Below are 26,136 nucleotides of genomic sequence, written 5' to 3'. Positions count from 1 at the left end.
CCGATGCGGCGGCCGGCCTGATTAATTCTGCGCGGGCTCGCGAGGGCTGCTTGAAGGTGCAACGGAGGAGAGCTGCATGAGTAGGGTTGCATTGGTTACGGGGGGGACGCGCGGGATAGGAGCAGCCATATCGGTCGCGCTTGCCGCCGCCGGATTTCGCGTCGCGGCCAGTTTTGCGGGAAACGAGGAGAAGGCGAAAGCCTTCGGCGAAGAGACTGGCATTCCCGTCTTCAAATGGGACGTCTCCAACTATCAGGAATGTGCAGACGGTGTCGCCCGCATCGAGGTCGAGATCGGTCCGGTCGAAGTCCTCGTCAACAATGCCGGGATTACCCGCGACGGGATGTTCCACAAGATGACGCCCGAGCAATGGAACGAGGTCATCGGCACGAACCTCACCGGCCTGTTCAATATGACCCATCAGGTCTGGGGCGGCATGCGTGATCGCGGGTTCGGACGCATCATCAACATCTCGTCGATCAACGGCCAGAAGGGACAGATGGGCCAGGTCAACTACTCCGCCGCGAAGGCAGGCGATCTCGGCTTCACGAAGGCGCTCGCGCAGGAAGGGGCGGCCAAGAACATCACCGTCAACGCCATCTGCCCAGGCTATATCGGCACTGACATGGTGAAAGCGGTACCGGAAAAGGTCCTGAACGAGCGGATCATCCCGCAGATTCCGGTGGGCCGACTGGGCGAACCGGAGGAAATCGCACGTTGCGTGGTCTTCCTTGCATCAGACGACGCAGGTTTCATTACGGGATCGACCCTGACCGTGAACGGGGGGCAGTACTTCGCCTGATCCTCATTCGGAAGACAAAACGAAAAGCGGCGCCGGGGTTACCGGCGCCGCTTTTTTGTTACAGAAGGTGCCAATTAGCGGCAGCGTGCTTCGTAGGTCCGGCCGTAGCGATCCCGATAGACGCAGTAGCCCGAGCGCTCCTGGGAGGCACCCACCAGCGCGCCGACCGCACCACCTGCGACCGCGCCGACCGCTGCACCACCCCAGCTGTTCGTTGCAAGGCCGCCGACAACAGCGCCGGTACCGGCGCCGATGGCCGTGCCGCGTTCCGTGGAGGTGCAGGATGCGAGAGAGCCGATGAGGGCGGCGGCGAGCAAGATCTTCTTCATGATTTTTCCTTCCCGATTTGACGACGCTTTACTAGATCCTGCCCATGAGCAGGAGGATTATGACGATGACCAGGATGAGCCCGAGACCTCCTGATGGTCCGTAGCCCCAGCCGCGGCTGTAACCCCAATTCGGCAAAGCGCCAATCAGGAGCAGTATCAGGATTACCAGCAACACCGTACCGAGCATGCTATTCTCCGATCCAACATTCAGGATGCGGGAACAAACGCATCTTCTACCGTTTTGTTCCGCGGCATCAATGGACGGGAAAACAATTTGTTCCAGGACCAGCGCAAGGAATGCGCACGCGGCCATAGGCCGCGTGAGAACAAAACAGCATCCGAGCGAGTCAGCGATTCGTCGCCAATTTGTTCCGCTTTGTTCATGACGACCTTGCAAAACAGCGGGACAGGCACGCTGGCGTCTTGCCATGCCGGCTTGCGATTGCCATGTCTGGGGCGCTGGTGACGCGTGCTCCGGCACTCACCATGTACGGATACGGATTTGAATTTCCATCCTATGATCCTCAGCGGCCGCGGTGTTACCGCCGTTCTCGGCCCCACCAATACCGGCAAGACCCACTATGCGATCGAACGGATGGTGGCCCACGGCAGCGGTGTGATCGGCCTGCCGCTGAGACTTCTTGCTCGCGAAGTCTACACCCGGGTGGTGGAGAAGGTCGGGACAAACGCGGTCGCGCTGGTGACCGGCGAGGAAAAGATCAGCCCGTCGAATGCCCGGTTTTCTGTCTGCACCGTCGAAGCGATGCCGCGGGAAACGAACGCTGCATTCGTCGCGATCGATGAGGTGCAACTGGCCGCCGATCTCGAGCGCGGACACATCTTCACCGATCGCATCCTGCATCTGCGAGGTCGCGAGGAGACGCTGCTTCTCGGTGCCGGCACGATGCGGCCGATCCTGGAGCGCATCCTGCCCGGCATCACCATCGTCGAGCGGCCACGGATGTCGCAACTTTTCTATGCGGGCCAGAAGAAGATCACCCGGCTCCCGCAACGTTCGGCCATCGTGGCGTTCTCGGCCGACGAGGTTTACGCGATTGCAGAACTGATACGCCGGCAACGGGGTGGCGCCGCGGTCGTTCTCGGGGCGCTCAGCCCGCGCACCCGCAACGCCCAGGTCGGGCTCTACCAGGAAGGTGATGTCGAATATCTGGTGGCAACCGACGCCATCGGCATGGGACTCAATCTCGATGTCGATCATGTTGCCTTCGCCCAGGACCGCAAGTTCGACGGTTTTCAGTTCAGGCATCTCACGCCCGGTGAGATGGGCCAGATAGCCGGCCGTGCGGGCCGCCATCTCCGCGATGGTACGTTCGGCGTGACAGGTCAGGTCCCGCCGCTAGACGACGAACTTGTCGAGCGGATCGAGAGCCATGAGTTCCAGGAGGTCAAAGTCCTGCAGTGGCGGTCGAAGGCGCTCGACTTCTCGTCGCTCCGGGATCTGCGTGAAAGCCTGGAAGTGGCTCCCACTGTTCCTGGCCTCACCCGCGCCCTGCCCGCCACCGACAGCCGGGCTCTGGAGCACCTCTGCCGCTATCCCGAGATCCTGGATATCTCCACGACGCCGGCGCGGGTCGAAAAGCTTTGGGAGGCTTGCGCGCTCCCGGACTACCGTCGAATTGCGCCGGCGCAGCATGCGGACCTCATTTCGACTCTTTTCTTCGATCTTGTGCGTCGCGGAACCGTGAATGAGGAATTCATGGCCGAGCAGGTCAAGCGCGCTGACCGCACGGATGGTGAAATCGATACCTTGTCGGCGCGGATCGCGCAGATCCGCACGTGGACTTACGTCTCGAACCGCCCGGGCTGGCTGACTGATCCGACACACTGGCAAGAAAAGACCAGGGAAATTGAGGACAGGCTGTCGGACGCGCTACATGAACGGTTGACGAAACGCTTTGTTGACCGCAGGACATCTGTGCTCATGAGGCGCCTGAGAGAGAATGCGATGCTGGAAGCAGAAATCAGTGTGAATGGCGATGTCTTCGTAGAAGGACATCACGTCGGGCAGTTGGCCGGATTCCGGTTTACGCCGGTATCGGGCGCTGAAGGTCCCGATGCGAGGGCTGTCCAGGCGGCGGCACAGAAGGCTCTGGCGCTCGAGTTCGAGGCGCGGGCGGCACGCCTTTTCGCGTCCGGCAACAGCGATCTTGCGATTGGCTCGGATGGCTTCGTCCGCTGGCTGGGTGATCCGGTTGCGCGCCTTGCGGCGAGCGATCACGTGATGCGGCCGCGGGTCATCCTGCTTTCCGATGAGCAACTGACCGGTAATGCACGCGATCATGTCCTCGCTCGAATCGAGCGGTTCGTGAACCATCATATCGCGACTGTGCTTAAGCCTCTCGATGATCTCTCCCGTGCCGAAGACCTCCAGGGCCTCGCCAAGGGGCTTGCGTTCCAGCTGGTCGAAAACCTCGGCGTCATGTTCCGCCGTGATGTCGCGGACGACGTGAAGTCGCTTGACCAGGACGCGCGCGCTTCCATGCGCCGCTACGGCATCCGCTTCGGCGCGTATCATATTTTCATGCCGGCGCTCCTGAAGCCAGCCCCGGCAGAACTCATTACCCTGCTCTGGGCGCTCAAGAACGATGGTCTGGATAAGCCGGGCTACGGCGAACTCATTCCGGCCCTGGCCGCCGGCCGGACGTCCGTTGTTGCCGATCCTGGCTTCGAGCGCACCTTCTACAAGCTCGCCGGCTTCCGCTTCCTCGGCAAGCGTGCCGTGCGCGTGGACATTCTGGAGCGTCTGGCGGATCTCATTCGTCCGCTCCTGCAGTGGAAGCCCGGTTCATCGCCCCGTCCGGAGGGCGCCTATGACGGGCGCCGCTTCATGACGACCACATCGATGCTCTCCATCCTGGGAGCCACTCCCGACGACATGGAGGAAATCCTCAAGGGTCTCGGCTATCGCGCCGATACCGTGACCGCAGAAGAGGCGGCATCGTTCCTGGCGGCACAGGATCCCGCTCCGGCATCGGAAGCTACGGCAGAGGCGCAGGCGAAAACTGCTGAAAAGACCGAGGATGCTGCCGATGAAAGCGCGTCTCCCGGTAATGAACCAGTCACTGAAGCGCCGGTTGACGGTGCCGTGGCGGAGCCTGAAGCCGCCGCTGCCGAGGCTAGCGAAGGCGAAGCGGCTGCTGCAGCCGAGCCCGAGGCTCCGAAGCCGGTGCTGCTCTGGCGTCCGGCGGGACGCAACGAGAACCAGCGTGCAGGCCGCCCGCAACAAGGAGACCGTCGCCACGGTCGCGATGAGCAGCGTGGTGAAGGCCGCGGACAGGGTGAGCGGGAGGCCAAGGGGCCGGGACGCTCCAATCGTCGTCCGGACAGCAAGCCTGGCCGCGGTAGCCGCCCTGAGCGGGGCGAGCGCCCCGACCGCGGCAAAGGGCCGCAGCCTGCGAGGTTTGAGGCGAAGCCGCCGCGCAAGGAGAAGCCGATGGACCCGGATTCACCCTTCGCCAAGCTGGCTGCGCTGAAGGAACAGATGAAGAAGTAGGCTGCCATGGACGAAGAAGGCCCACGGGAAGGTTCGCGCCAGCGCATCGACAAGTGGCTCTTCTTTACGCGCATGGTGAAATCGCGCTCGCTCGCCCAGTCGCTGATCGCCGCAGGCGCAGTGACCTTGAACGGCGAAACGGTTCTCCAGCCTCGCTGCCTCGTTCGTCCCGGAGACAGGGTTGGGCTTGCGCTGGAGCGGCGCGACGTCCTGCTGCTCGTGCGCAACGGCGGCGATCGTCGCGGGCCGTTCGAGGAGGCGCGGCTCCTCTATTTCGACATTTCTGAGACCCTCGGCCCACAAAGGCCGCTGACGCCCTTCGAGCGCGCCCAGAGGCGTCCTCGAGCCTGAGTATCGGGCGTATCGGCATTGCGCGAGCGGCCGCACACCAAGGAGAATAATGCTCCTCCCTGATCCGTTTCCGGAGAAGGTTTATCCTTGCTAAGCGTCGGGAAAGGTCTTACCTCACACACCGACGCGCAGGGGTTGCGCCGGGGTGGCCGCGATGGCCGCAATGGCCTCTCGTCTGTGCCGGCGAGCGGCCAATCTCCCGAGGCCGAGCCCGCCAGACCGCAATTCTGGAGTGCTGCATGACCTACGTGGTGACTGACAACTGTGTTCGCTGCAAATATACCGATTGCGTGGAGGTTTGCCCCGTCGACTGTTTCTATGAGGGCGAGAACTTCCTCGTCATTCATCCGGACGAATGCATCGATTGCGGAGTCTGCGAGCCTGAATGCCCGGCTGAGGCCATCAAGCCCGACACCGAGCCTGGTCTCGACAAGTGGCTGAAGGTGAATGCCGAATACGCCCAGATCTGGCCGAACATCACGGTGAAGCGCGAGCCGATGCCCGAGGCCAAGGAAATGGATGGAGTTCCTGGCAAGTTTGACCAGTATTTCTCGCCGGAGCCTGGAAAGGGCGACTGAAGCTGGTGCCGCGCAGTGGGTGTGCCTTCCATTTGTGCAGCTAGGTCAGCGTGCCGTCATGGCGCGCATAAAAGCAAATAATTGATTTCCGCACTTTTTTGTGGTAGACAGGGATTACTGTTCCACGAGCGGCACAAGCGTGCCCAAAAAACATCACGAAAGTTACAGAGCATCCGACGCGGTTTCCGTGACATTCCCATAATGTGTTTGTCGTCGTTTATCGCGGTGGAGGTTCTTTTCGCGCACGTTGGTCGGACCAGTATCGAGTGACCCGACGGTTTCCCCCGTCTCATCCGGGCCTGCCTGACCCGGCCCCGGTCGTACACCGGGTGCGTAACAGGGAGTTTGTGAAACGTATGACGACCCAGCAGAAAAAATCTTCGGCACGCCAGGGCTTCAAGACCGGTGAAGCGATCGTTTACCCGGCACATGGCGTAGGTATGATTACCGCGATCGAAGAGCAGGAAGTGGCGGGCATGAAGCTCGAGCTTTTCGTGATCGATTTCGAGAAGGACAAGATGCGGCTCAAGGTGCCGGTGGCTAAGGCTGTCAGCATCGGCATGCGCAAGCTCTCCGAAACCGACTTCGTCGAGCGGGCCCTCAAGGTGGTGCAGGGCAAGGCGCGCGTGAAGCGCACCATGTGGTCGCGCCGCGCCCAGGAGTATGATGCAAAGATCAACTCTGGAGACTTGATCTCCATTGCGGAGGTCGTGCGTGATCTTTACCGCGCGGAAAACCAGCCGGAACAATCCTATTCGGAGCGCCAGCTCTATGAAGCTGCCCTCGATCGAATGGCGCGGGAGATTGCAGCGGTCAACAAGATGTCTGACACGGAAGCCGTACGTCTGGTCGAGGTAAACCTCGCCAAGGGCCCGAAGCGCGGCAAGGTCGTTGAAGAAGAAGAGTCCCAGGCCGAAGCCGCATAAGCTTCGGCTGCATCGTAACTTTGAGAAACCCGGCCATTGTGCCGGGTTTTTTATTGGAACTTTTTCTCGCGCAGGACGTTAACCCGCCGGAACGGCGACAACTGTGGCGTCTGCAGACGCTTCAAGAACCGCTCCTCAAAACAGGAAATAGGGGCCAGCCGCGAGATGGCAAGGCCTCTTGGGAACGAAGAGGGGACGAGGAAGGCGGAGTGGGTAAATCGTGGCGGCGGCCGCGGCACCATCTGACTGTCATTCTTGTCGAAGCCAGCCAACGTCACGGAGAAGACACGATGAAAGCCATGTCTGCGGACCGCAATATGATCAAGATTGCAATGTCAGCTCCCTATCTGGCCAGAGACGAGGAGCGCAGTCTCGCGGTCCGGTGGAAGGATGACCAGGACCAGGATGCCCGCAATCAGATCGCCCTTGCCCATATGCGGCTCGTTATCGCCATGGCATCCAAATTCCGCGGCTTCGGCCTGCCGATGAGCGACCTCGTTCAGGAAGGTTATGTCGGGCTTCTGGAGGCGGCCGCCCGCTTCGAACCGGCCCGCGATGTCCGGTTCTCTACCTATGCCAGCTGGTGGATTCGCGCCTCAATGCAGGACTACATCCTTCGCAACTGGTCAATCGTCCGCGGTGGAACGAGCTCCGCGCAAAAGGCGCTGTTCTTCAACCTTCGCCGGCTGCGTGCGAAGCTCGCACGGGGCGACAGCAACCTTACATCGCGGGCTATCCATGAGGAAATTGCTGTTGCGCTCGGCGTAAGTGTCGCGGACGTTCAGACCATGGACGCCCGTTTGTCGGGCAATGACGCCTCACTTCAGGCACCCTCCATAGCCGGCGATGCAGACAGCAGCGAGCGGCTGGACATGCTTGCAAGCGGCGAACCCCTTCCCGACGAGCAGGTCTCCGGCATGATCGACGGAGAGCGGCGCATGCGCTGGCTACACGGAGCTCTCACCAAGCTGAATGACCGCGAGAAGAAGATCATCCGGGCTCGCCGGCTGACGGACGAAGGAGCAACGCTTGAGGCGCTTGGTGCTGAACTCGGCATTTCCAAGGAACGCGTGCGCCAAATCGAAAGCCGCGCCATGGAAAAGCTGAAGTCGGCGCTGGTCTCCGCGAATCCCCAGATGGCCGCCTGCTAAGCTGCCAAGGGATTATTCCGAGACGATCTTGAACCGCTGACCCGGCGAGACTGCAGCGCCAGCCGGGAGCGCGTTGATCACTCGGAAAAGGTCCAGCTTCCGGTTGGTCCCCATCATTCGCGCCGCCATGGTCGCAAGCGTATCCTGTGGGCCTGCAGTTACCACCCTCACACGCAATGGTTTGAGGGACGCAATTTCCTGTGGCTTCATCTTCCTGAAGCTTGACTTCAGTACGGTGGAAACCGTTTCCAGTGCCGGGCTACCCTTCGGAACGGCGGTGAGGAAGCGAAAGATCTGATCATCGATCCGGATGACGGTGACGTCAAAATCCCAACGCTCCGCCGAGGCGCGGGCCGTGGCTGCCGGAAGTCCGTTAACACTGGCCATACGCACGCTTTCCGGCTTGAGACCGGCGACCCAGCCGCTGGTGAGGTAGTTGGTCAGGCTGGTCGTGTCACCGGCGTCGACGCCATCGAAACGGATCGCGGTTTCGCCGGGGCCAGTTGCAAGGACGGCATCCACCTTGTTGTCGATCTGGAAATCCTTCGGCACCTCGAAGCGTATGCCGAGGCTCCCGTGCAGGAATGTCTGTCCGCGAACGAAGCCTTCTTCCGGGCTGTCACCGAAGAGAAGCCCGTCGATGCCCGCGAGATAGTAGTCCCGGCCGCGGTCGCCGACGGTGCCTTCCATCCCTTGTGCGCGAGCGTGACGACGGGCGAGGTCGACCCGCTGGGGCGCATTCGGGTGGCTCGACAGGAAGTCCAGGCTCTGGTCGCTGTCCGGATCCACCGAGGAGAAGCGCGCATAGGCCGCCATGGAGTCGAGGAACCGGGGTGCAGCATAAGGGTCATAGCCCGCTTCCCCCAGCATCCGGACACCGATGACATCGGCCTGCAATTCCTGCTGCCGCGAAAAGGCCGCGAGGCGAAGCTTGCCGCGTGCCAGCGCCTGCTTGCCGGCGAGGTCGCTGGACAGGACCTCGGCCACGACTCGGCTGGCAATCACCTCCGCTTCCTCGCGCTTCTGACGCTCGATTCCGTGATTGGCGGTCACGTGAGCCATCTCGTGAGAAAGAACGGCCGCCACTTCCGAGGCATCATTGGCGAGTGCGAGCAGTCCGCGCGTCACGTAAAGATAGCCGCCCGGGAGGGCGAACGCATTGATCGCCGGCGAGTTCAGGATGGTGATGCGATAGGACTGCGAGGGGTTCTCCGAGACGGCAGTCAGCGCTCCGGCAATACGGGCGACGAGCTTCTCCGTCTTGGCGTCGTGATATTCTCCGCCATAGCTCGCGACGATCCGTGGATGTTCCCGCGCACCCATCTGCGCCCGCGGGTCGTTCTTCTGGACCTCGTCGACGATCTGCGGGTTATCGGAGGGGGCGACATTCGGCTGGTAAGCCTGGTCGAGAATTGACTGGCAGCCGGAGAGCGCGGTAGCCCCTGCGAGCAGAAGAGCGAGATGCCTTGCCGCACGCGCAGTACCGGCTCGGCGGGGTGTCGTCCCTTCACGCATCATCGTCAGCAATTTCGGCTTCGTCATTATCCAGACCCGCTTCCCGATCATCCATCGGGTATGCCCCACCGTAAACAAGACCGGCCGCTCCTGTCGCCGGCTTAGCGATTTTCCTTCAGCCAATATAGTGCTTCTTGTTCAGATCGCCTGTGGCGGCCAAAGCAGAAAGACGCTGTTGCTGCGATGCCACCGTGCCACGACCAAATTGTGGCACAGGCTTCAGCTGGCGAGGAATTGAACGACGGCGGGGATGTCGCATCGCCGGAGGAAATCTTCTACTGGAGCGTTCACGAGCACATTCCCGCCCTCCATGAAGATCACATGGCTCGCAAGGCGTCGCAGCTCATCCCGGTCGTGCGTTACCAGGATGACCGTGCTTTTCGTTTCTCGGTGCAGTTCCGATAGAAGATTTGCCATGGTCTGCCGCAGCCCCGGATCAAGCGCTGCGAAGGGTTCATCCATTAGCAGGACCGGTTTCTCGCGAACAAGAGCGCGGGCGAACGCCACGCGTTGCTGCTCGCCTCCGGAAAGCGTCGGTGGCAGCCGGCGCTCCATTCTTCCGAGAGCGACACGATCGAGTGCAGAGACGACGGCCTGTCTCTCCCCTACGGTCAGTCTGCGAAGGGACGGATTGATCCCGAGCGCCACGTTGGTGAAGACGTCAAGATGCCCGAAGAGATTGTTGTTCTGGAAGATCAGCGACACGGGTCGTTCCGATGGATGCCGGAACGTCAGATCCTGGCCGTTAAAGAGGACGCGACCACTGTCGGGGACCTCGAAGCCCGCGACCAGGTTCAGAAGGGTGGACTTGCCTGCGCCGGACGGTCCGGCAACCGCTGTGATCGTTCCGGGTGGAATGTCGCAGTCCAGGTGGAAGCGTGTGCTTCCCAGCGTCAGATCAACGCGGTCCAGGCGGATTTCCGGCGGATCGTCATCGACGGGCATGATGTGTTCCGTTCATTCGCCAGCCCGAAGTGCCGATGATCGTAAGCAGAAGGCATGCCGCGGCAAGGAGAAGCGCCAAGCCATCGGCATCCTGCGTACGATAGCTGGAAAGGCTGCTGTAGAGGAGCCAGGGCAGGGTTACGAAGTCGCTGGAGGCGAAGAGCGCAACGGCGCCCAGATCTCCAAGGGAGAGCGACATTGCAAAGGAGAATGCGAGGAGCGCCGGCCGCGTCAGAACCGGTCGGTCGATGCGCCAGAAGCGCGTCCAGCCGCCGATCCCTAGACTCGCCGTGAGTCGTCCGGAGCGGTCGCGGTTCTCCTTCATTGCCGGCTCTAACACCCTGATGACGAAGGGGATTGCCATCAGCGCGTTGATTGCAACGACGATCCAACCAACCCATAGCGATGCCGAGCCTGAAAGCCTCAGAAGCAGGAACCAGCCCGTCCCAAGCACGACCGGGGGGACTAGGAGAACAAGAAAGGAAGTGGCATCCAGAATGGCAGAGAAACCCCGCAGCAGGACGCCAGGGTTCTTCCGGTCGGCAATCGCCAGGCGCGCATCGATGAGCGTGACCGATGCCATCACCGCCAGCAGGCCTGAAGCCAGTGCAATCAGCGTGCTCGTTGCCAGCGCCCGCTGGAACGCGTCGCTCGCCACGAGGCGCGGGAGGTCTGCCTGGATTCCCGCCCGGAGAACGGCGAGCAGCGGCATCAGGATGAAAGCTGTGGCGACGGCGATGACCAGAGTGTCCCATACCCGCGCCGCGGCTCCTTTGCCGTCGAATCGCCTAACGCGGTGGCCGCTGCTCGGCGATCGGTCGTCGGTCACAGGCAGCCGGGACAGGATGATCAGGAGCATGGCCGTCAGCCCGATCTGCAGCAGTGACAGTCCAACTGCACGGGCAGGATCAAAATTGAAGCGCAGTGACTGGTAGATCGCAACTTCAAGCGTTGTGGCAGCCGGACCTCCGCCCAGTACCAGAACGAGCGTGAAGCTGGTTGCGCAAAGCATGACGATCAGGCCCGCGACGCCTGGCAGGACCCGCAAAAGGACAGGCCATTCGACGAACCGGAAGATGGCGCCAGGCCGCATGCCCAGCTGTGCGGCCAGCATCCAGTATTCGCCCGGCAGCCGATCGAGCGAGGCCACCATCAGGCGGCATGCGAGAGGCAGGTTGAAGAAGACGTGTGCGAGCAGGATGCCGCCAAGACCGTAGATGCTGACCGGCTCGTCGAGACCGCCGCGCAGGAGAAGCGAATTGACCAGTCCTTGCCTCCCCCAGATCGTAATGAGGCCAAGGGCAGCGACGAGTGCGGGCAGACCCATCGGCAGCGCCATCAGCCGCAGGATCCAGAGCCTGCCCGGAAGTTGCGGCCGCCGAGCCAGCGCCAATGCGACCGGAATCGCCAGGCCGATAGACAGCAAAGTGGAGAGCCCTGCCTGAAGAAGCGTGAAACGCAGCACGCGCGCCGTGTAATCTGTACAGAGTGCCTCGCCGCCAGCGTCCGGCGCCGCGGCAAGGAGGGAATAGGTGGCAAGACTGATGAAGGCAGCGACGCTTGCGAAGGTGGCGATACCTCCACCGATTGCAGTTTGCTGCTCCCGCCTCGTCAGCATCGAGCTTTAGCGTCCGCTCATCGCCGCCAGCCACTCATCGATCCAGGCCTGCCGGTTTCTCGCCACGTGCGCGGAGTCCATGAGGAAGGTCTTTTCCGGCTGGACGAGGCGGTCGAACGCTTCCGGCAAGGGCTCGCTCGTCTTGCCGGCGGGCATCATCCAGTTGGTGGTCGGTACGATGTTCTGGAAGGCCGGCGACATCATGAATTCGAGAAACTGGCGCGCCAGGTCCTTATCCTCCGATGTCCGCAACAGACCTGCGACCTCGATCTGGATATAGTGGCCTTCCGAGAAGGGCACTGCCTGGTACCGATCAATGTCCTCGGCCACCATGTGATAGGCAGGGGAGGTGGTATAGGAGAGAACCATCGGGACCTCTCCCTTGGTGAACAATCCATAGGCCTCAGACCAGCCCGGCGTGACCGTCAGGATGCGTCGACGAAGCTTTGCCCATGCCGCCTCGGCCTCCTCGCCGTAAACCGACTTCATCCACAAAAGCAGACCGAGGCCTGGGGTGGAGGTTCTCGGATCCTGGATGACGATCTTTTCGGAAGGGTCGCCCTCAACCAGCTCCTTCAGGCTGGCCGGCGGGGCGGCGATCGATTGGGTGTCGTATATGACGGCGAAGTGTCCGTAATCGTAGGGGATGAAGACGTCGTCCCCGTACCCGCCCGGCACGCTGATGGGACTTGTATCCAGTCCATGCCTTTCGAACAGGCCAGTGGCCTTGGCTTCATCGGCAAGATTGGTGTCGAGACCGAGAACGATGTCAGCCTCGTTATTCTCGCCTTCGAGCTTCAACCGCGAAAGAAGTGCGACGCCATCCGCGACCGCCACGAAGTTGACGCGGCAGGTGCAGGATTTCTCGAACTCTTCCTTGACCCTTGGCCCCGGGCCCCATTCGGCGGTGAAGCTTTCATAGGTGTAGACGGTCAGGCTGCGCTCCTCGGCGACTGCCGAGGTTGAAGCGATCATCGCCGCAATGAAAAGCGAAAGTGCCGAGAGCCGCATCGATGCCTCCTCTTTGGCAGAAAGGACGAGGGGCTGATGGACGCCGTTCTAATCCCTCCGCCGGTGTGAACCGGATCAGGTTCTGCGGGTTGGCGAAAGCCTCTCAGCCACAAAGTGGCACCCCGTTAGATCGGTCAGAGATGTAGCGATCGATCCGGCGCTTGGCAAGCGCCGCCCATGGTTGCTCACTGGGCGTTAGTGGGCGCTTTGAAGGACGCGAAGCTCGCGGGGGAGTTCGGCATAACCTCCCGTTCGGCCTGCAAGGATATAGCCGATCGTCTGCTCGATCACATGCGGCATTACCGGCTTCGTCAGCACCCCGAGCGGCCCATAGCTTCCGGCTTCGATCTCTTCAGGATTGGCAGTCATGAAGATGACCGCAACGCCATATTTCTCGGCGAGTTCGCGGCCGATCGACGGTCCAGTCTTGCCGTCAGCCAGATTGACATCGACAAGGGCAATGTCTGCCGACTGGGCGAGTGCCAGGGCGGGGTTGCGGCCATTGGCGAGGCCTGCGACCTTCAAGCCCATGGCTTCGACCGTATCGGCCACGTCCAAGGCGATGAGAAACTCGTCTTCCACGATCAGGACGCGATGTTCCTCAGAGACCGGGGTCTGCCAACCACTCGTTACACTTGTCAGCATCGGATGCTCCTGATGGTTCGGTGCCGCTTCGTACCGATCCCGGCCGTGCCGCATCGATACTGCCACCCGAACGACCACCTGCCGTCATTGTTCCGCAATGTGACAGGTTGACGGGTTTCAAGTGCGTTTCATGGATAACAGATGGTTAACGTCACCCCTCCAACTCCTCGCGCAGCATTTCAAGCTCGAGCCATTCCTCTTCCATCTCTGCGAGCTGCTTGCGTAGCGCCTCCAGTTCAGAAGCCAGGGCGGTGAAGCCTGCCGGATCTCTCGTGAAAAGGTAGGGATCCGCCATTCGCTTCTCCCGGGCGGAAATCTCGGCCTCGGCCTTGGCGATGTCCTTCGGCAGGTTCTCCAGCGCGAACTTCTGCTTGAAGGACAGCTTGCCGCGGTTTTTCGGCGCCTCAGCGGCCGGCGCCGACGTCTCCGTCCTCTCCCTTGCCTGGCGTTCGGAACGCCGCCTTTCCTCCTGGACGCCGCGGCGTTGTGCCAGCATGTCGGAGTACCCGCCTGCATATTCGATCCAGCGCCCGTCCGGCGTTTCCGGATCGGCGGGTGCTATGGTCGAGGTGACCGTCCGGTCGAGGAAGTCGCGGTCGTGGCTGACCAGAATGACAGTGCCGTTGTAGCCGGCGACGATCTCCTGCAGCAGATCCAGTGTCTCGATGTCGAGATCGTTGGTCGGCTCATCGAGGATCAGCAGGTTGGAGGGCCTGGCCATGATCCGCGCCAGGATCAGCCGTGCCCGCTCGCCGCCGGAAAGGTTCTTGATCGGCGTGCGGATCTGCTCGGGCTGGAACAGGAAATCCTTCATGTAGCCCGCGACGTGACGCTGCTCGCCATTGACGAGAAGCGTTTCGCCGCGTCCGTCGGTGAGGTAGTGGGAAAGCGTGTCCTCGGGATCGAGGTCCTCCCGCTTCTGGTCCAGCGTGGCGATTTCGAGATTTGTCCCGAGCCGCACCGTTCCCGAATCCGGATCGAGCTGCCCCGTCAGCATCTTCAACAGCGTCGTCTTTCCGGCACCGTTGGGTCCCACAAGGCCTATCCTGTCGCCGCGGTGTACGCGGATGGAGAAGGGCGCGACGATAAGCCGGTGTCCATAACTCTTGGTGATCGCTTCTGCCTCGATCACCAGCTTTCCGGATTCCCGACCTTCCGATGCCGCCGCCTGGACTGACCCTTGCGGGCCTTTGTGACCGCGATAGGCGGCACGCATCGTCTGCAGTTCCCCCAGCCGGCGCATGTTGCGCTTGCGCCGGGCCGTCACGCCGTAGCGCAGCCAGTGCTCCTCGCGCTCGATCGCCTTGCCCAGCTTGTGCTGCTCCAGTTCCTCCGCCGCCAGTACCTCGTCCCTCCAAGCCTCGAAATACGAAAATCCGCGATCGAGACGTCGCGACGTGCCGCGATCGAGCCAAACCGTCGCCGTCGATACCTTCTCTAGGAAGCGCCGGTCGTGTGAGATGAGGACGAGAGCGCTCCGCGTCTTCCTCAGTTCCTCCTCCAGCCATTCGATCGTCGGCAGGTCGAGATGGTTGGTCGGCTCGTCCAGCATCAGGATGTCTGGTTCTGGCGCCATGACGCGGGCGAGCGCCGCCCGCCGGGCCTCGCCTCCCGACAGTCGGTTCGGATCCTCTTCGCCGCTCAGGCCGAGATGCTCCAGGAGGTAGGTGACGCGATAGGGATCGTCCCCTGGACCGAGGCCCGCTTCGGCATAGGCCTGTACCGTCCGGTGGTCCCCAAAATCCGGCGCCTGCTCCAGGTATCGTATGGTGGCACCCGGATGGCGGAATACTTCCCCGGACTGCGGCTCGACCAACCCAGCCGCGATCTTCATCAGGGTCGACTTGCCGGATCCGTTGCGGCCGACGAGGCAGATGCGGTCGCCCGGCTCCACCTGCAGTCCCGCACCGGCCAGGAGAGGCGTGCCCCCGAAGCTCAGGAAGATGTCGTCGAGTTTGAGGATGGGAGGTGCCACGGTTCAGGCTCCTGTCAGATCGTATGGGCGGGCGAAGATCATCGCCTTCCCGCGCTTGAGCGAGAAGGCCACCGGACCCTCTGCCACATTGGAAATCGTCCGCGACGAGCCGAAGGGCAAGACGAAGTTCTCGAGCGGATAACGGGCGTTGAGGATGTCGAGGCCTTCCAGCTCGGAAAAACCGATGACAGAGAACAGCGAGCCTGCCGGCAGATCCAGAAGGCGGCGTCCGGGAAGCAGAGGGACGGCTTCTTCGGCGCCGGAGGTCAGAAGGACTTCAATGCCACGTTCGGCCAGGCTGAGGGCGTGGAAGACATGCTGCAGGGCATGGTCGCTTCGCTCGCCGCCGAGCGCGCCAGCAAGCACCAAGCGCTCGGCACCCCGGTCAATCGCTTCCGCCGTCGCGATCTCTCCATCCGTCTCGTTCTTCGCTGCGGGGTAGGGCTGCCGCGGAACTCCGGACTGCGCCTCGATCAGCGCGGGCGGTGTCGAGTCGAAATCACCGACCCAGAGCTCAGGCTCGATGCGGAGGGTTGCGGCATGTCGCATGCCGCCGTCGGCCGCGATGAAGCGGCTTCCTTCGAGCGCTTCGCGCAGCCGCTGCGTGACGGTGAGCTCGCCTCCGAGGAGGATCGTGAACGTGGACTTGGTCATTGGGGATGTCCATAGCCCAGACCGACAGGCAAGGGAAAGCGGCTTGCACCGGTTCGGCCGAGCTTTTAGGTTGCCGCCAAAATTCCCTACAGGTCTCCTCATGCAGTTTCATGGTACATCCGACTATATCGCCGATACCGACCTGATGGTCGCGGTCAACGCAGCCATCCGCCTCGAGCGACCGCTCCTGGTCAAGGGCGAGCCGGGGGCCGGCAAGACGGAACTCGCCCGGCAGATCGCCTCGGCGCTCGGTCTCGATCTCATCGAGTGGAACGTCAAGTCGACTACCAAGGCTCAGCAAGGCCTTTACGAGTACGATGCTGTCTCGCGTCTGCGCGACAGCCAACTCGGTGACGAGCGCGTGAATGACGTTCGCAACTATATCCGGCAGGGGAAGCTCTGGCAGGCCTTTGCCGCGCCGCAGAAGACCGTCCTGCTGATCGACGAGATCGACAAGGCGGATATCGAGTTTCCGAACGACCTCCTGCAGGAACTCGACCGGATGGACTTCCATGTCTACGAGACAGGCGAGACGGTGAAGGCGCAGCAGAGGCCGATCGTCATCATCACCTCGAACAACGAGAAGGAACTGCCGGATGCCTTCCTTCGCCGCTGTTTCTTCCATTACATCCGGTTTCCTGATGCCGAGACCCTCGCGCGCATCGTCGAGGTGCACTATCCGGGCATCAAGCAGGAACTGGTCCGAAACGCTCTGGCGCAGTTCTATCAGATCAGGGAGGTGCCGGGCCTGCGCAAGAAGCCGTCCACCTCCGAGGCGCTCGACTGGATCCGGTTGCTGGTCTCAGACGACATCGACCCAGCCGACCTGCGTGCCGACGTCAAGACGATCCTGCCCCGGCTGCACGGGGCATTGCTGAAGAACGAGCAGGACGTCCACCTGTTCGAACGGCTGGCCTTCATGGCCCGGCGGGAACGGTAGCCCCCCGGCATCGGCGGCCGCAATTGACCTGAGGGGAAGAAGAGCCTATCTAGATTGCACTTCGTGGTGATTTGGCCGGCCGGCTTGCAGCCACGTTAAACAAGTCGCTAAAGGGCCGCGCGAAGTTCACTTTGACGCGCCGGTTGCGATTTGTCGCCGCCGGCTTTTTGTTTTGTGAGTGTGCGATGCCGATCAAGATCCCCGATACGCTGCCCGCCTTCGAAATCCTCGTGCAGGAGGGCGTGCGGGTGATGACCGAGACGGTTGCGGTACGGCAGGACATCCGGCCGCTGCAGATCGGGCTCCTCAACCTCATGCCGAACAAGATCAAGACCGAGCTGCAGATGGCGCGCCTCGTCGGCGCGACTCCGCTTCAGGTGGAGCTGTCGCTGGTAAGGATCGGTGGCCACAAGGCGAAGAACACGTCGGAGGAGCACCTGCTCTCCTTCTACGATACCTGGGACGAGGTGAAGCATCGGAAGTTCGACGGCTTCATCATCACCGGTGCGCCGGTCGAGACGCTGCCCTTCGAGAGCGTGACCTACTGGGACGAGATGCAGCAGATCCTCGACTGGACAACCACCAATGTCCATTCGACGATGAATGTCTGCTGGGGCGCAATGGCGGCGATCTACCACTTCCATGGCGTGCAGAAGCACGAGTTGAAGGAGAAGGCGTTCGGGGTCTACCGCCACCGCAATCTCTGCCCCTCGTCCGTCTACCTGACCGGCTTCTCGGACGACTTCCAGGTGCCGGTGTCGCGCTGGACGGAGGTTCGCCGCGAGGACATCGACAAGATCCCGGACCTCAGGATCCTGATGGAATCGGACGAGATGGGGGTCTGCCTCGTCGAGGAAGCGAAAGGCCGCCGACTCTACATGTTCAATCACGTGGAATATGATTCCACGTCGCTGGCGGAGGAGTACTTCCGCGACGTCAATGCGGGCGTGCCGATCAAGATGCCGCACGACTACTTTCCGCATAATGACGTGACGCTGCCGCCGCAGAACCGCTGGCGCAGCCACGCGCATCTCCTGTTCGGCAACTGGATCAACGAGATCTACCAGACCACCCATTACGACCTGGAGCGGATCGGGACCGAGTAGAATGCTGCTTTCGTTTTTCCTGCAGCTGAGGGTGGAAAAGGTGCCCGTCACGCTGCGCGAATACCTGAGCCTCATCGAGGGGATGAAGCAGGGCCTGGCGGATTTCGATATCGACGCCTTCTACTTTCTCGCGCGCACCTGCCTGGTGAAGGACGAGCGACACATCGATCGGTTCGATCGGGTCTTCGCGTCGCACTTCCGTGGGCTGCAGGCGGTATCGGGAGAGGCCGGACTGGAGGCGAGCGAACTCCCAGAGGAGTGGCTGCGCAGGCTCGCGGAAAAGCACCTGACGGAGGAAGAGAAGCGGCTCATCGAGACGCTCGGCGGCTTCGAGAAGCTGATGGAGACGCTGCGCAAGCGGCTGGAGGAGCAGAAGGGCCGCCACCAGGGTGGATCGAAGTGGATCGGAACTGCCGGCACTTCGCCCTTCGGCGCCTATGGCTACAACCCCGAGGGTGTCCGCATCGGGCAGGAGGGCTCGCGGCATCGTCGTGCGGTCAAGGTCTGGGACAAGCGCGAGTTTTCCGACCTCGACGACACGGTGGAACTCGGCACCCGTAACATCAAGATCGCCCTTCGCCGGCTGCGGCGGTGGGTGCGGGAGGGTGCCGCAGAGGAATTCGACCTGCAGGGGACAATCCGCTCCACCGCGGAACACGGATATCTCGACGTGCAGACGCGACCCGAGCGCCGCAACGCCGTCAAGCTCTTGATGTTCTTCGATGTCGGAGGCTCTATGGACGACCATGTGCGGGAGGTCGAGGAGCTTTTCTCCGCCGTCCGCAGCGAATTTCGCCACCTGGAGCATTTTTATTTCCACAACTGTCTCTACGAGAGCGTCTGGAAAAACAATGGCCGGCGGTCGGAGCGACTGCCCACGGAAGCGATCATTAACGGGTTTGGCAGCGACTACCGGGTGATCTTCGTTGGGGACGCATCGATGAGCCCCTACGAGATCAGCCATCCGGGTGGTTCCGTGGAGCACTGGAACAAGGAACCGGGAGAGACTTGGCTTCGCCGCATCACCGCACACTTCCACCGCTTCGCCTGGATCAATCCGGTACAGGAAGCGCACTGGAGCTACGTGCAGTCTATCGCGATGATGCGCCACATACTGTCGGAGCGGATGTACCCGCTCACCCTCGGCGGCCTGGAGCAGGTTACGCGGGTCCTCAGCCGCTAGCTTTGTCGTTGCATCATCCGCCTGAATCGATCAGGTTCTGCGGCGCTGACCGGGAGGGTGCAATGGCAGAGCAGGAAGTCTTCGGCAAAACGTCACGGGGCGAGACGGTCCATCGTCTGCGGATTTCCGGCGGCGGTCTCACGGCTTCCATCCTGACGTGGGGGGCGATGATCCAGGACCTGCGCCTGGACGGTCACAAGCCGCCGCTGGTGCTCGGCTTCGAAGCCTTCGACGACTATCCCCGCTACTCCCCCTATTTCGGGGCAACGCCCGGTCGCGTCGCCAACCGCATTACAGGTGGGCGTTTCAGGCTGGACGGCAAGCTTCACCAGTTGGAGCTCAACGAGAACGGCGTCACCCACCTCCACGGCGGCAGCGACGGCATCGCGAAGCGGGTCTGGGACATCGTAGACCTTGCGGCAGACCGGGTCGTGTTGCGGATCACCGATCCCGATGGCCGGGCGGGGTATCCGGGCAACTGCACCATTACCGCCACCTATAACCTTGCCGCCGATGGTGTGCTCCGCGTGCTCTACGAATCTTCGGCCGACCAGCCGACACCCTGCAACATCTGCCAGCACAGCTACTTCAATCTCGACGGCGCGGAGACGGCGCTCGGCCACGACATCATGATTGCAGCCGACCACATTCTGGAGGTCGACGAGCGGCAGTGTCCGACGGGAAACCTGACGGCTGTCGACGGCACGCCGTACGACCTGAGGGTCATGGGCCCGACGGACCGTTTGCAGAACGGCGAGCGTCTCCTCTTCGACCACAACTTCTGCCTTTCGGAGGGGCGGGTGGCGAAGCGCTCCGTGGCGCTTGCCCGCAGCGTCAATTCCGGCGTCTCGCTGGAAGTCCGCACCACGGAGCCCGGCATCCAGTTTTATTCGGGCTACAAGCTGAGAGTGCCGACCCCTGGCCTCGAAGGCCGTCAGTATCCGGCCTTTGCGGGCTTCTGCCTCGAAACGCAAGGCTGGCCGGATGCGGTGAACCATCCCGGCTTCCCAAGCGCGATCCTGAGGCCGGGCGAAGTGCTGCGCCAGGAGACGGACTACGTCTTCATGAAGAACTGAAGCCGCCCTCGGCTTCCGGCAGGCTGGAACCGCTGCCACCACGGCGGCAGGTCGCCTGCGGGCCGATGAGGGGAAAACAGCAGGGGACCGTGCGAACGCGCTACTGCTGAAGGTTGTCAGCCTTGGTCGGAACAGTCAATGGGAGAGAGAATTGGAGCGGGTGAAGCGATTCGAACGCTCGACCCCAACCTTGGCAAGGTTGTGCTCTACCCCTGAGCTACACCCGCTCATATCCGCGATCCTGGGGTAGTGGGTGGATCGTGGGCCGGCCGTGTGGCGGCGACGGGCGGTATATGGCCTAACTCGTTTTTGAATGCAACAGGGAAAAGACGATGGTGTCGAGAAATTTTCACTGCCACCGGCGCCCAGACTGAGCTTGCCAATGGGCAAGCGGCGAGGCGCAAGCCACCCATGAGGCTCCTGTGCTTGCCCCCTTCCTGCAGGCAGGATAATCCGGTGCCTGCGGCGGCACGGCCGCCCGACCTGAACAATGGACAAGTGCTGACATGAACGACATCGCGATCCTGCCTGCGCCCACGACCCCCGAGGCTTTCTACGCTTTTCTCGACAAGCTCGGCATCGCCCACAAGACGAAGACGCATGCCCCGGTCTTCACGGTGGCGGAATCGGTGAGCCTGCGCGACGAGATCCCTGGCGGGCACACGAAGAACCTCTTCGTCAAGGACAAGAAGGACCGCTACTTCGTCCTGACGGTGGAAGAGAACGCGACGGTGGACCTGAAGGCGGTCCACAAGGTGATCGGTGCGTCGGGCCGAGTCTCCTTCGGCCGTCCGGAGAAGATGATGGAATATCTCGGCGTCATGCCAGGCTCCGTCACGGTGTTCGGCGCGATCAACGATACGGCCGGGAATGTCACCTTTGTTCTCGACGAGGATCTGATGAAGCATGAGCTCATCAACGGCCACCCGCTTTCCAACGATGCCACCACGTCCGTCAGTCGCGACGACCTGCTTCGCTTCCTGGAGGCGACCGGCCACACGCCGCTTGTCTTGAAAGTCACCGACTGACATACGATGTTTCGCGGCGTATAACGCGGCGAAGACGAGACCGGGAGACAGCATTCATGAGCGGCACAGACAACCCCTATGGCGGCTCCTATGGTGGCCAGATGACGGCCAAGGCGCAGTTCGGCGGTGCGGCCGCAGCGAGCGGCGGCAATGGCGCAGGATCCTTCATCAAGGATACCAGCACGGCGGCCTTTCCTGCCGACGTGATGGAGGAATCGCGTCGCCAGCCTGTCCTGGTGGATTTCTGGGCGCCGTGGTGCGGGCCCTGCAAGCAGCTCACGCCCGTCCTGGAGCGCGTCGTCAACGAGGCGCAAGGGCGGGTGAAGCTCGTCAAGCTGAACATCGATGACCACCCCGCCATACCGGGCCAGATGGGCATCCAGTCGATCCCGGCCGTTGTCGCCTTTGTTGACGGGCGGCCGGTCGACGGGTTCATGGGGGCGGTGCCGGAGACCCAGATCCGGCAGTTCATCGACAAGGTCGCCGGTCCGGCGGGTGCCGATCAGGCTGCCGAGATCGAGGCTGCCGTTGGCGAGGCGGATGGTCTGCTTGCAGCCGGCGACGTCCAGTCGGCCGCCCAGCTCTACGGTGCTGTCCTGCAGGCGGATCCAGAAAATGCGAAGGCCGCTGCCGGGATGATGCGCTGCATGATCGAACTGGGCGATCTCGCGCGCGCTTCCCAGATGCTGCACTCGCTTCCCCCGGAAATTGCTGGCGACCCTGCCGTGCAGGCCGTAGCGAAGAAGCTCGAGCAGTTCGAGGAAGCGCGCAAGCTCGGCGACCCGGCTGCGCTCGAACACCAGTTGTCGCTCCATCCGGACGATCACGAGACGCGGCTGAAGCTCGCCAAGGTCCGCAATGCCGAAGGCAAGCGCGAGGAGGCAGCGGAGCACCTGCTGATCATCATGCGCAAGGACCGCAGCTTCGACGACGACGGCGCACGCCGCCAGCTCGTCGAGTTCTTCGAGGCTTGGGGGCCAAAGGATCCGAACACGATCGCCGCACGCCGGCGGATGTCGTCCATCCTGTTTGCCTGAGCCGGGCTGCCGTTAGGCGGCCTTGCGCTCCGCGCCCGGCGCCCCACATTACCGGCAATGGCGGTGTGGGCACCATGCCCGGTGGTCCTCTGGAGGATTGGGCCTAATGATTGTGGGTAATGCAAGATATGTGAAGCGGGAGGACCTGCCGGAGACGGTGCGGGTATTTCCCTTGACCGGGGCGCTTCTTCTGCCTGGTGGCCAGTTGCCGCTCAATATATTCGAGCCGCGCTATCTTGCCCTGTTCGATGCGGCATTGGCAGGTGACCGCCTGATCGGCATCGTGCAGCCGGCCCTGTCGGATCAGGGCGGAAACGACGTCGCAAGCCCAGTGCTCAGCAGCGTCGGGTGCATCGGGCGGATTACCTCGTTTGCCGAGACGGGAGACGGCCGCTACATCACTTCGCTCAGCGGGGTTTGCCGTTTTCGTCTCCTGGAGGAGATCGGCGAGGGCCATCCGTTCCGCAGCTTCAGGATCGCTCCATTGATGGCGGACCTCTCCGCCGAGGACGATGAGGCTGCGGTTGATCGCGCCGAACTGCTTCGTGTCTTTCGTGCCTATTTGGATGCAAACAAGCTCGAAGCCGACTGGGAGAGCGTGGAGCGGGCGGGCAACCGGACTCTGGTGAACTCGCTTTCGATGATGTCGCCCTTTGGTCCGGCCGAGAAGCAGGCGTTGCTTGAGGCTCCCGACCTCAGGACACGGGCAGAGACGCTGATCGCCATCACGGAGATCCTGCTTGCCCGCGGAACCGGCGACACCGACACCGTGCTACAGTAGGGTGCCATGGATCAGATTGTCAGCAAGGTCGACCCCAAACTGCTCGAACTTCTGGTCTGTCCGCTGTCGAAGGCAAGACTGAGTTTCGATCGCGAGGCAAATGAACTCGTCTCCGAAAAGGCGCGGCTCGCCTATCCCATCCGCGATGGTGTGCCGATCATGCTGGTCTCGGAGGCTAGACGGCTGGAAGATTAGCCGCCGGCATCAGATCGGGTGTCCCGCCAGCAGCTTTGGCTGATTGGGTGCGGACGTGCCGGCAGCCTCTCCGATGAAGTAGGATTTCAGGCCGGGCAGCCGTTCCACCAGCGATAGTCCGAAGTCGCGGGCGATCCGGATCGGCGTGATGTCGTTGGAGAAGAGGCGGTTCAGCACGTCCGTGGTTACCCCCATACGGAAGGTGTCGAAACGGCGCCAGGACTGGTAGCGCTCGAGTACGTTCAGGGCGCCGATGTCGAGACCCAGCCGATCCGCTTCGACGACCGTCTCCGCGAGCGCCGCAACATCCTTGAAACCCAGGTTGAGGCCCTGCCCGGAGATCGGGTGGATCCCGTGCGCTGCATCCCCCGCAAGTGCGACACGCGGAGCGACGAAGGCGCGTGCCAGGGTCAACCCGAGCGGGAATGCCTTTCTGCTACCGGCGACGGTAATCGCGCCGAGCTTGTGGCCGAACCGACGCTGCAGTTCTTCCTCGAACACCAGTTCATCAGCGCGAACGAGCTGCTCCGCTTCCTCGCGCCGCTCGGTCCAGACCAGCGACGACCGATTGCCGGTGAGAGGTAGGATGGCAAAGGGGCCCGAAGGAAGAAAGTGTTCTTCGGCAACGCCCTCATGCGGCCGCTCATGTTCCACCGTCGTCACGATTCCCGACTGGCCGTAGTCCCAGCTGACAGTCTTGATCCCCGCCATATCGCGCAGCTTCGACTTTACGCCGTCACAGGCGACGAGCAGGCGTGTGTCCACCGTGCTGCCATCGGAGAGGGTGACGGTTGTCTTCGTGCTCGTGGTTGTGAAGCCGGTCGCGGACAATCCGTGCCGGATCGCAATGCCGAGCCGCTCGCAAGCGCCCCGCAATGCCCTCACCATTTCCACGTTTGGCACCATGTGCGCGAACGGGCGGCCTTCCTCTACTGCGCCGTCGAAGGTCAGGAAGACTGGCCGCACCGGATCGGCGGTGCGGGAATCGGTGACGACCATCCTGTTGATCGGCTGCGCTTGCGGCAGGATGTCCTGCCAAACGCCGAGGACCTCGAGCATGCGGCTTGCAGCGGCGATGATCGCGGATGCTCTCTGGTCATTCTGCCAGACATGTTCGGGCGCGGCCTCGATCACTTCGATCTTCAGGTGTGGAGCAGACTGCTTCACCGCGACCGCCGCAGAAAGCCCGACATAGCCTCCGCCGACCACCAGCATATCCAGCATTTGAGCACTCTCCCGAGAGACTTGAGAAGACGATAGGGTCCATATAGATCATCCGGCACCAGCTTCCTACCATCGGAGTCTCCAGAATGTCGCGTCCGCCTGAATCGCAAGCCGCCATGGACCAGCTTCTGGCCACGCTCGATCTCGAAAAGCTGGAGGAGAACCTCTTCCGCGGCAGCAGTCCGCAGGTTGGCTGGCAGCGCGTCTTCGGCGGGCAGGTGATCGCACAGGCGCTGATGGCCGCGCAACGAACGGTCGCCGATGACCGGTTCGTCCATTCGCTGCATGCGTATTTCATCCGGCCCGGCGACCCGTCCGTCCCGATCGTCTACCAGGTGGACCGGATCCGTGACGGTTCGAGCTTCGCGACCCGGTGGATCGTCGCGATCCAGCATGGGCATCCGATCTTCTCCATGTCGGCCTCCTTCCAGGTGGAGGAGGGTGGTCTCGATCACCAGGTGCCGATGCCGCCGGTCACGCCGCCCGAGAAGCTGATGGGCGAAAAGGAGTTCAAGGAGCTGTTCCTCGCCCAGGCGCCTGAGGTTGTCCGGAAGTACTGGAGCCAGGACCGGCCGATCGAGATACGTCCCGTCTCGCTCGTGCATTACCTCACGAAGGACAAGCTCGAGCCTCGACAGGACATCTGGGTGCGCGCGGTCGGTGCGGTACCTGCCGACCGCCACTACCAGGCCTCCATCCTCGCCTACCTCTCCGACATGACGCTTCTCGACACATCGCTCTATCCGCATGGAACATCCATCTTCAATCCGAAGCTGCAGGTGGCGAGCCTTGACCATGCCATGTGGTTCCACAGGCCCTGCGCGATGGACGACTGGCTGCTCTACACCCAGGATAGCCCCAGTTCCTCGGGTGCCCGTGGCATGACGCGTGGTGGCCTCTATACCCGCTCAGGCGTGCTGGTGGCCTCGGTCGCGCAGGAAGGCCTGATTCGCAAACGTGCAGATGAATAGATAACCGGCACCTTTTCTCTTGTGGCTATTTTTTGTGCTTATCGCTTCGATCTTGATGCCTTCGTAATGGACGCTTCATTTATACAGTAATGAAATCATAGGCTTATAGCCCATTACCTTCATCTGGCATGACCCTTGTATCTCCTCTGTCAGTCGCCTCGGCTTGATCCGCCGGCGATGAGGGAATTCGGCTTCGGCCGGACTAACAGAGGATGGGAAAGCCAGATGAAAATCGTGATGGCCATTATCAAGCCGTTCAAGCTGGACGAGGTGCGCGAAGCTCTCACAGCCGTCGGTATCCAGGGCCTGACCGTTACCGAAGTCAAAGGTTACGGCCGCCAGAAGGGACACACAGAGATCTATCGCGGTACCGAATACGCCGTGAGCTTCCTGCCGAAGCTGAAGATCGAAGTCGCCGTCCCCTCGGATCTTGTCGACAAGGCCGTGGACGCCATCGCTTCGGCTGCCAAGACCGGCCAGATCGGCGACGGCAAGATCTTTGTCTATTCGATTGAACAGGCCGTGCGCATCCGGACCGGCGAAACCAGCACAGAAGCGCTTTAACGAACGGCTGATTGGGG

The 26,136-nt window shown here is 62.1% G+C and carries 26 protein-coding genes, 1 tRNA gene and 2 riboswitches; of the genes, 16 read left to right on the top strand and 11 right to left on the bottom strand.

Going from position 1 to position 26,136, the window contains the following annotated elements:
• Nucleotides 1–76 precede the first annotated feature (76 nt).
• Nucleotides 77–802 (top strand): beta-ketoacyl-ACP reductase, encoded by a 726-nt coding sequence (gene phbB, locus NT26_RS17160; RefSeq protein ID WP_052640536.1) that lies wholly within the window; start codon nucleotides 77–79, stop codon nucleotides 800–802.
• A gap of 74 nt (nucleotides 803–876) precedes the next feature.
• Here phbB and NT26_RS17155 read toward each other — a convergent pair whose 3' ends face one another.
• Nucleotides 877–1,134 carry a YMGG-like glycine zipper-containing protein gene (locus NT26_RS17155; protein WP_172972469.1) on the bottom strand — a complete coding sequence of 86 codons (258 nt, stop codon included), beginning with the start codon at nucleotides 1,132–1,134 and terminating at the stop codon, nucleotides 877–879.
• Between the two features lie 28 nt (nucleotides 1,135–1,162).
• Nucleotides 1,163–1,318 (bottom strand): DUF3309 family protein, encoded by a 156-nt coding sequence (locus NT26_RS22205; RefSeq protein ID WP_065814554.1) that lies wholly within the window; start codon nucleotides 1,316–1,318, stop codon nucleotides 1,163–1,165.
• Nucleotides 1,319–1,648: 330 nt separating this feature from the next.
• Here NT26_RS22205 and NT26_RS17150 point away from each other — a divergent pair, with 330 nt between their 5' ends.
• From NT26_RS17150 to NT26_RS17130, 5 genes are all read left to right on the top strand, one after another.
• Nucleotides 1,649–4,645: a helicase-related protein gene (locus tag NT26_RS17150; RefSeq protein WP_052640532.1), complete on the top strand. Its 2,997-nt coding sequence runs from the start codon at nucleotides 1,649–1,651 to the stop codon at nucleotides 4,643–4,645.
• Between the two features lie 6 nt (nucleotides 4,646–4,651).
• Nucleotides 4,652–4,996 carry an RNA-binding S4 domain-containing protein gene (locus NT26_RS17145; RefSeq protein WP_065814553.1) on the top strand — a complete coding sequence of 115 codons (345 nt, stop codon included), beginning with the start codon at nucleotides 4,652–4,654 and terminating at the stop codon, nucleotides 4,994–4,996.
• A 239-nt stretch (nucleotides 4,997–5,235) separates the two neighbouring features.
• Nucleotides 5,236–5,574 carry a ferredoxin FdxA gene (gene fdxA / locus NT26_RS17140; RefSeq protein WP_052640530.1) on the top strand — a complete coding sequence of 113 codons (339 nt, stop codon included), beginning with the start codon at nucleotides 5,236–5,238 and terminating at the stop codon, nucleotides 5,572–5,574.
• 356 nt (nucleotides 5,575–5,930) lie between these two features.
• On the top strand, nucleotides 5,931–6,500 hold the full coding sequence (locus tag NT26_RS17135) for a CarD family transcriptional regulator (protein WP_052640528.1): 570 nt from the start codon (nucleotides 5,931–5,933) through the stop codon (nucleotides 6,498–6,500).
• Nucleotides 6,501–6,790: 290 nt separating this feature from the next.
• Complete coding sequence (locus NT26_RS17130; protein ID WP_052640526.1) at nucleotides 6,791–7,651, top strand: RNA polymerase factor sigma-32; 861 nt, start codon at nucleotides 6,791–6,793, stop codon at nucleotides 7,649–7,651.
• A gap of 12 nt (nucleotides 7,652–7,663) precedes the next feature.
• On the opposite strand, the gene NT26_RS17125 is transcribed toward NT26_RS17130, so the two are convergent.
• The 7 genes from NT26_RS17125 to NT26_RS17095 form a co-directional block, all read right to left on the bottom strand.
• Nucleotides 7,664–9,166: a M48 family metalloprotease gene (locus tag NT26_RS17125; protein ID WP_483150650.1), complete on the bottom strand. Its 1,503-nt coding sequence runs from the start codon at nucleotides 9,164–9,166 to the stop codon at nucleotides 7,664–7,666.
• Nucleotides 9,167–9,385: 219 nt separating this feature from the next.
• The gene (locus NT26_RS17120; RefSeq protein WP_052640524.1) at nucleotides 9,386–10,111 is read right to left on the bottom strand and encodes a thiamine ABC transporter ATP-binding protein; all 726 of its coding nucleotides are present in this window, start codon (nucleotides 10,109–10,111) and stop codon (nucleotides 9,386–9,388) included.
• Complete coding sequence (thiP, locus tag NT26_RS17115) at nucleotides 10,098–11,729, bottom strand: thiamine/thiamine pyrophosphate ABC transporter permease (RefSeq protein WP_052640522.1); 1,632 nt, start codon at nucleotides 11,727–11,729, stop codon at nucleotides 10,098–10,100. The genes NT26_RS17120 and thiP overlap by 14 nt, the downstream gene beginning before the upstream one ends.
• A 6-nt stretch (nucleotides 11,730–11,735) precedes the next feature.
• A complete protein-coding gene (gene thiB / locus NT26_RS17110) occupies nucleotides 11,736–12,740 on the bottom strand; it encodes a thiamine ABC transporter substrate binding subunit (RefSeq protein ID WP_052640520.1) in 1,005 nt (334 codons plus the stop codon).
• 35 nt (nucleotides 12,741–12,775) lie between these two features.
• A riboswitch (TPP riboswitch) is annotated at nucleotides 12,776–12,875 on the bottom strand.
• Nucleotides 12,876–12,935: 60 nt separating this feature from the next.
• Nucleotides 12,936–13,385: a response regulator gene (locus NT26_RS17105; RefSeq protein WP_052642308.1), complete on the bottom strand. Its 450-nt coding sequence runs from the start codon at nucleotides 13,383–13,385 to the stop codon at nucleotides 12,936–12,938.
• A gap of 151 nt (nucleotides 13,386–13,536) precedes the next feature.
• A complete protein-coding gene (locus NT26_RS17100) occupies nucleotides 13,537–15,360 on the bottom strand; it encodes an ABC-F family ATP-binding cassette domain-containing protein (protein ID WP_052640518.1) in 1,824 nt (607 codons plus the stop codon).
• A 3-nt stretch (nucleotides 15,361–15,363) separates the two neighbouring features.
• On the bottom strand, nucleotides 15,364–16,014 hold the full coding sequence (locus NT26_RS17095; RefSeq protein ID WP_052640516.1) for a thiamine diphosphokinase: 651 nt from the start codon (nucleotides 16,012–16,014) through the stop codon (nucleotides 15,364–15,366).
• 100 nt (nucleotides 16,015–16,114) lie between these two features.
• On the opposite strand from NT26_RS17095, the gene NT26_RS17090 reads away from it, so the two are divergent.
• The 4 genes from NT26_RS17090 (at nucleotide 16,115) to NT26_RS17075 (ending at nucleotide 20,319) form a co-directional block, all read left to right on the top strand.
• A complete protein-coding gene (locus NT26_RS17090) occupies nucleotides 16,115–16,954 on the top strand; it encodes an AAA family ATPase (protein ID WP_052640514.1) in 840 nt (279 codons plus the stop codon).
• A gap of 53 nt (nucleotides 16,955–17,007) precedes the next feature.
• Nucleotides 17,008–17,085, top strand: a riboswitch (SAM riboswitch).
• A gap of 54 nt (nucleotides 17,086–17,139) precedes the next feature.
• Nucleotides 17,140–18,060, top strand: a complete 921-nt coding sequence (gene metA / locus NT26_RS17085) for a homoserine O-acetyltransferase MetA (protein ID WP_052640512.1) — start codon at nucleotides 17,140–17,142, stop codon at nucleotides 18,058–18,060.
• Nucleotide 18,061: 1 nt separating this feature from the next.
• Nucleotides 18,062–19,243, top strand: coding sequence for a vWA domain-containing protein (locus NT26_RS17080; RefSeq protein ID WP_052640510.1), 1,182 nt, complete (start codon nucleotides 18,062–18,064; stop codon nucleotides 19,241–19,243).
• Nucleotides 19,244–19,305: 62 nt separating this feature from the next.
• Nucleotides 19,306–20,319 (top strand): aldose epimerase family protein, encoded by a 1,014-nt coding sequence (locus NT26_RS17075; protein ID WP_052640508.1) that lies wholly within the window; start codon nucleotides 19,306–19,308, stop codon nucleotides 20,317–20,319.
• Between the two features lie 152 nt (nucleotides 20,320–20,471).
• Here the strand turns inward: NT26_RS17075 and NT26_RS17070 are convergent.
• Nucleotides 20,472–20,546: transfer RNA gene (locus NT26_RS17070), tRNA-Gly, on the bottom strand.
• A 279-nt stretch (nucleotides 20,547–20,825) separates the two neighbouring features.
• On the opposite strand from NT26_RS17070, the gene NT26_RS17065 reads away from it, so the two are divergent.
• The 4 genes from NT26_RS17065 (at nucleotide 20,826) to NT26_RS17050 (ending at nucleotide 23,360) form a co-directional block, all read left to right on the top strand.
• Nucleotides 20,826–21,347, top strand: coding sequence for a prolyl-tRNA synthetase associated domain-containing protein (locus tag NT26_RS17065; RefSeq protein WP_052640505.1), 522 nt, complete (start codon nucleotides 20,826–20,828; stop codon nucleotides 21,345–21,347).
• A gap of 56 nt (nucleotides 21,348–21,403) precedes the next feature.
• A complete protein-coding gene (trxA, locus tag NT26_RS17060) occupies nucleotides 21,404–22,384 on the top strand; it encodes a thioredoxin (protein ID WP_052640503.1) in 981 nt (326 codons plus the stop codon).
• Between the two features lie 106 nt (nucleotides 22,385–22,490).
• On the top strand, nucleotides 22,491–23,165 hold the full coding sequence (locus tag NT26_RS17055; protein WP_052640501.1) for an LON peptidase substrate-binding domain-containing protein: 675 nt from the start codon (nucleotides 22,491–22,493) through the stop codon (nucleotides 23,163–23,165).
• A gap of 6 nt (nucleotides 23,166–23,171) precedes the next feature.
• Nucleotides 23,172–23,360 carry a Trm112 family protein gene (locus NT26_RS17050; protein WP_052640499.1) on the top strand — a complete coding sequence of 63 codons (189 nt, stop codon included), beginning with the start codon at nucleotides 23,172–23,174 and terminating at the stop codon, nucleotides 23,358–23,360.
• A gap of 9 nt (nucleotides 23,361–23,369) precedes the next feature.
• On the opposite strand, the gene NT26_RS17045 is transcribed toward NT26_RS17050, so the two are convergent.
• A complete protein-coding gene (locus NT26_RS17045; protein WP_425287738.1) occupies nucleotides 23,370–24,629 on the bottom strand; it encodes a ubiquinone biosynthesis hydroxylase in 1,260 nt (419 codons plus the stop codon).
• Nucleotides 24,630–24,670: 41 nt separating this feature from the next.
• Between NT26_RS17045 and tesB the strand changes: the two genes are divergently transcribed.
• The gene (gene tesB / locus NT26_RS17040) at nucleotides 24,671–25,555 is read left to right on the top strand and encodes an acyl-CoA thioesterase II (protein ID WP_052640495.1); all 885 of its coding nucleotides are present in this window, start codon (nucleotides 24,671–24,673) and stop codon (nucleotides 25,553–25,555) included.
• Nucleotides 25,556–25,780: 225 nt separating this feature from the next.
• Entirely contained in the window at nucleotides 25,781–26,119 is a 339-nt protein-coding gene (locus tag NT26_RS17035; RefSeq protein ID WP_052640493.1) for a P-II family nitrogen regulator, read from the top strand.
• The last annotated feature ends 17 nt before the right edge of the window (nucleotides 26,120–26,136 follow it).

Origin of the sequence: Pseudorhizobium banfieldiae (assembly GCF_000967425.1) — a bacterium.
In the GTDB taxonomy this organism is placed as follows: domain Bacteria; phylum Pseudomonadota; class Alphaproteobacteria; order Rhizobiales; family Rhizobiaceae; genus Neorhizobium; species Neorhizobium banfieldiae.
This window is presented reverse-complemented; position numbering and strand designations above follow the sequence as displayed.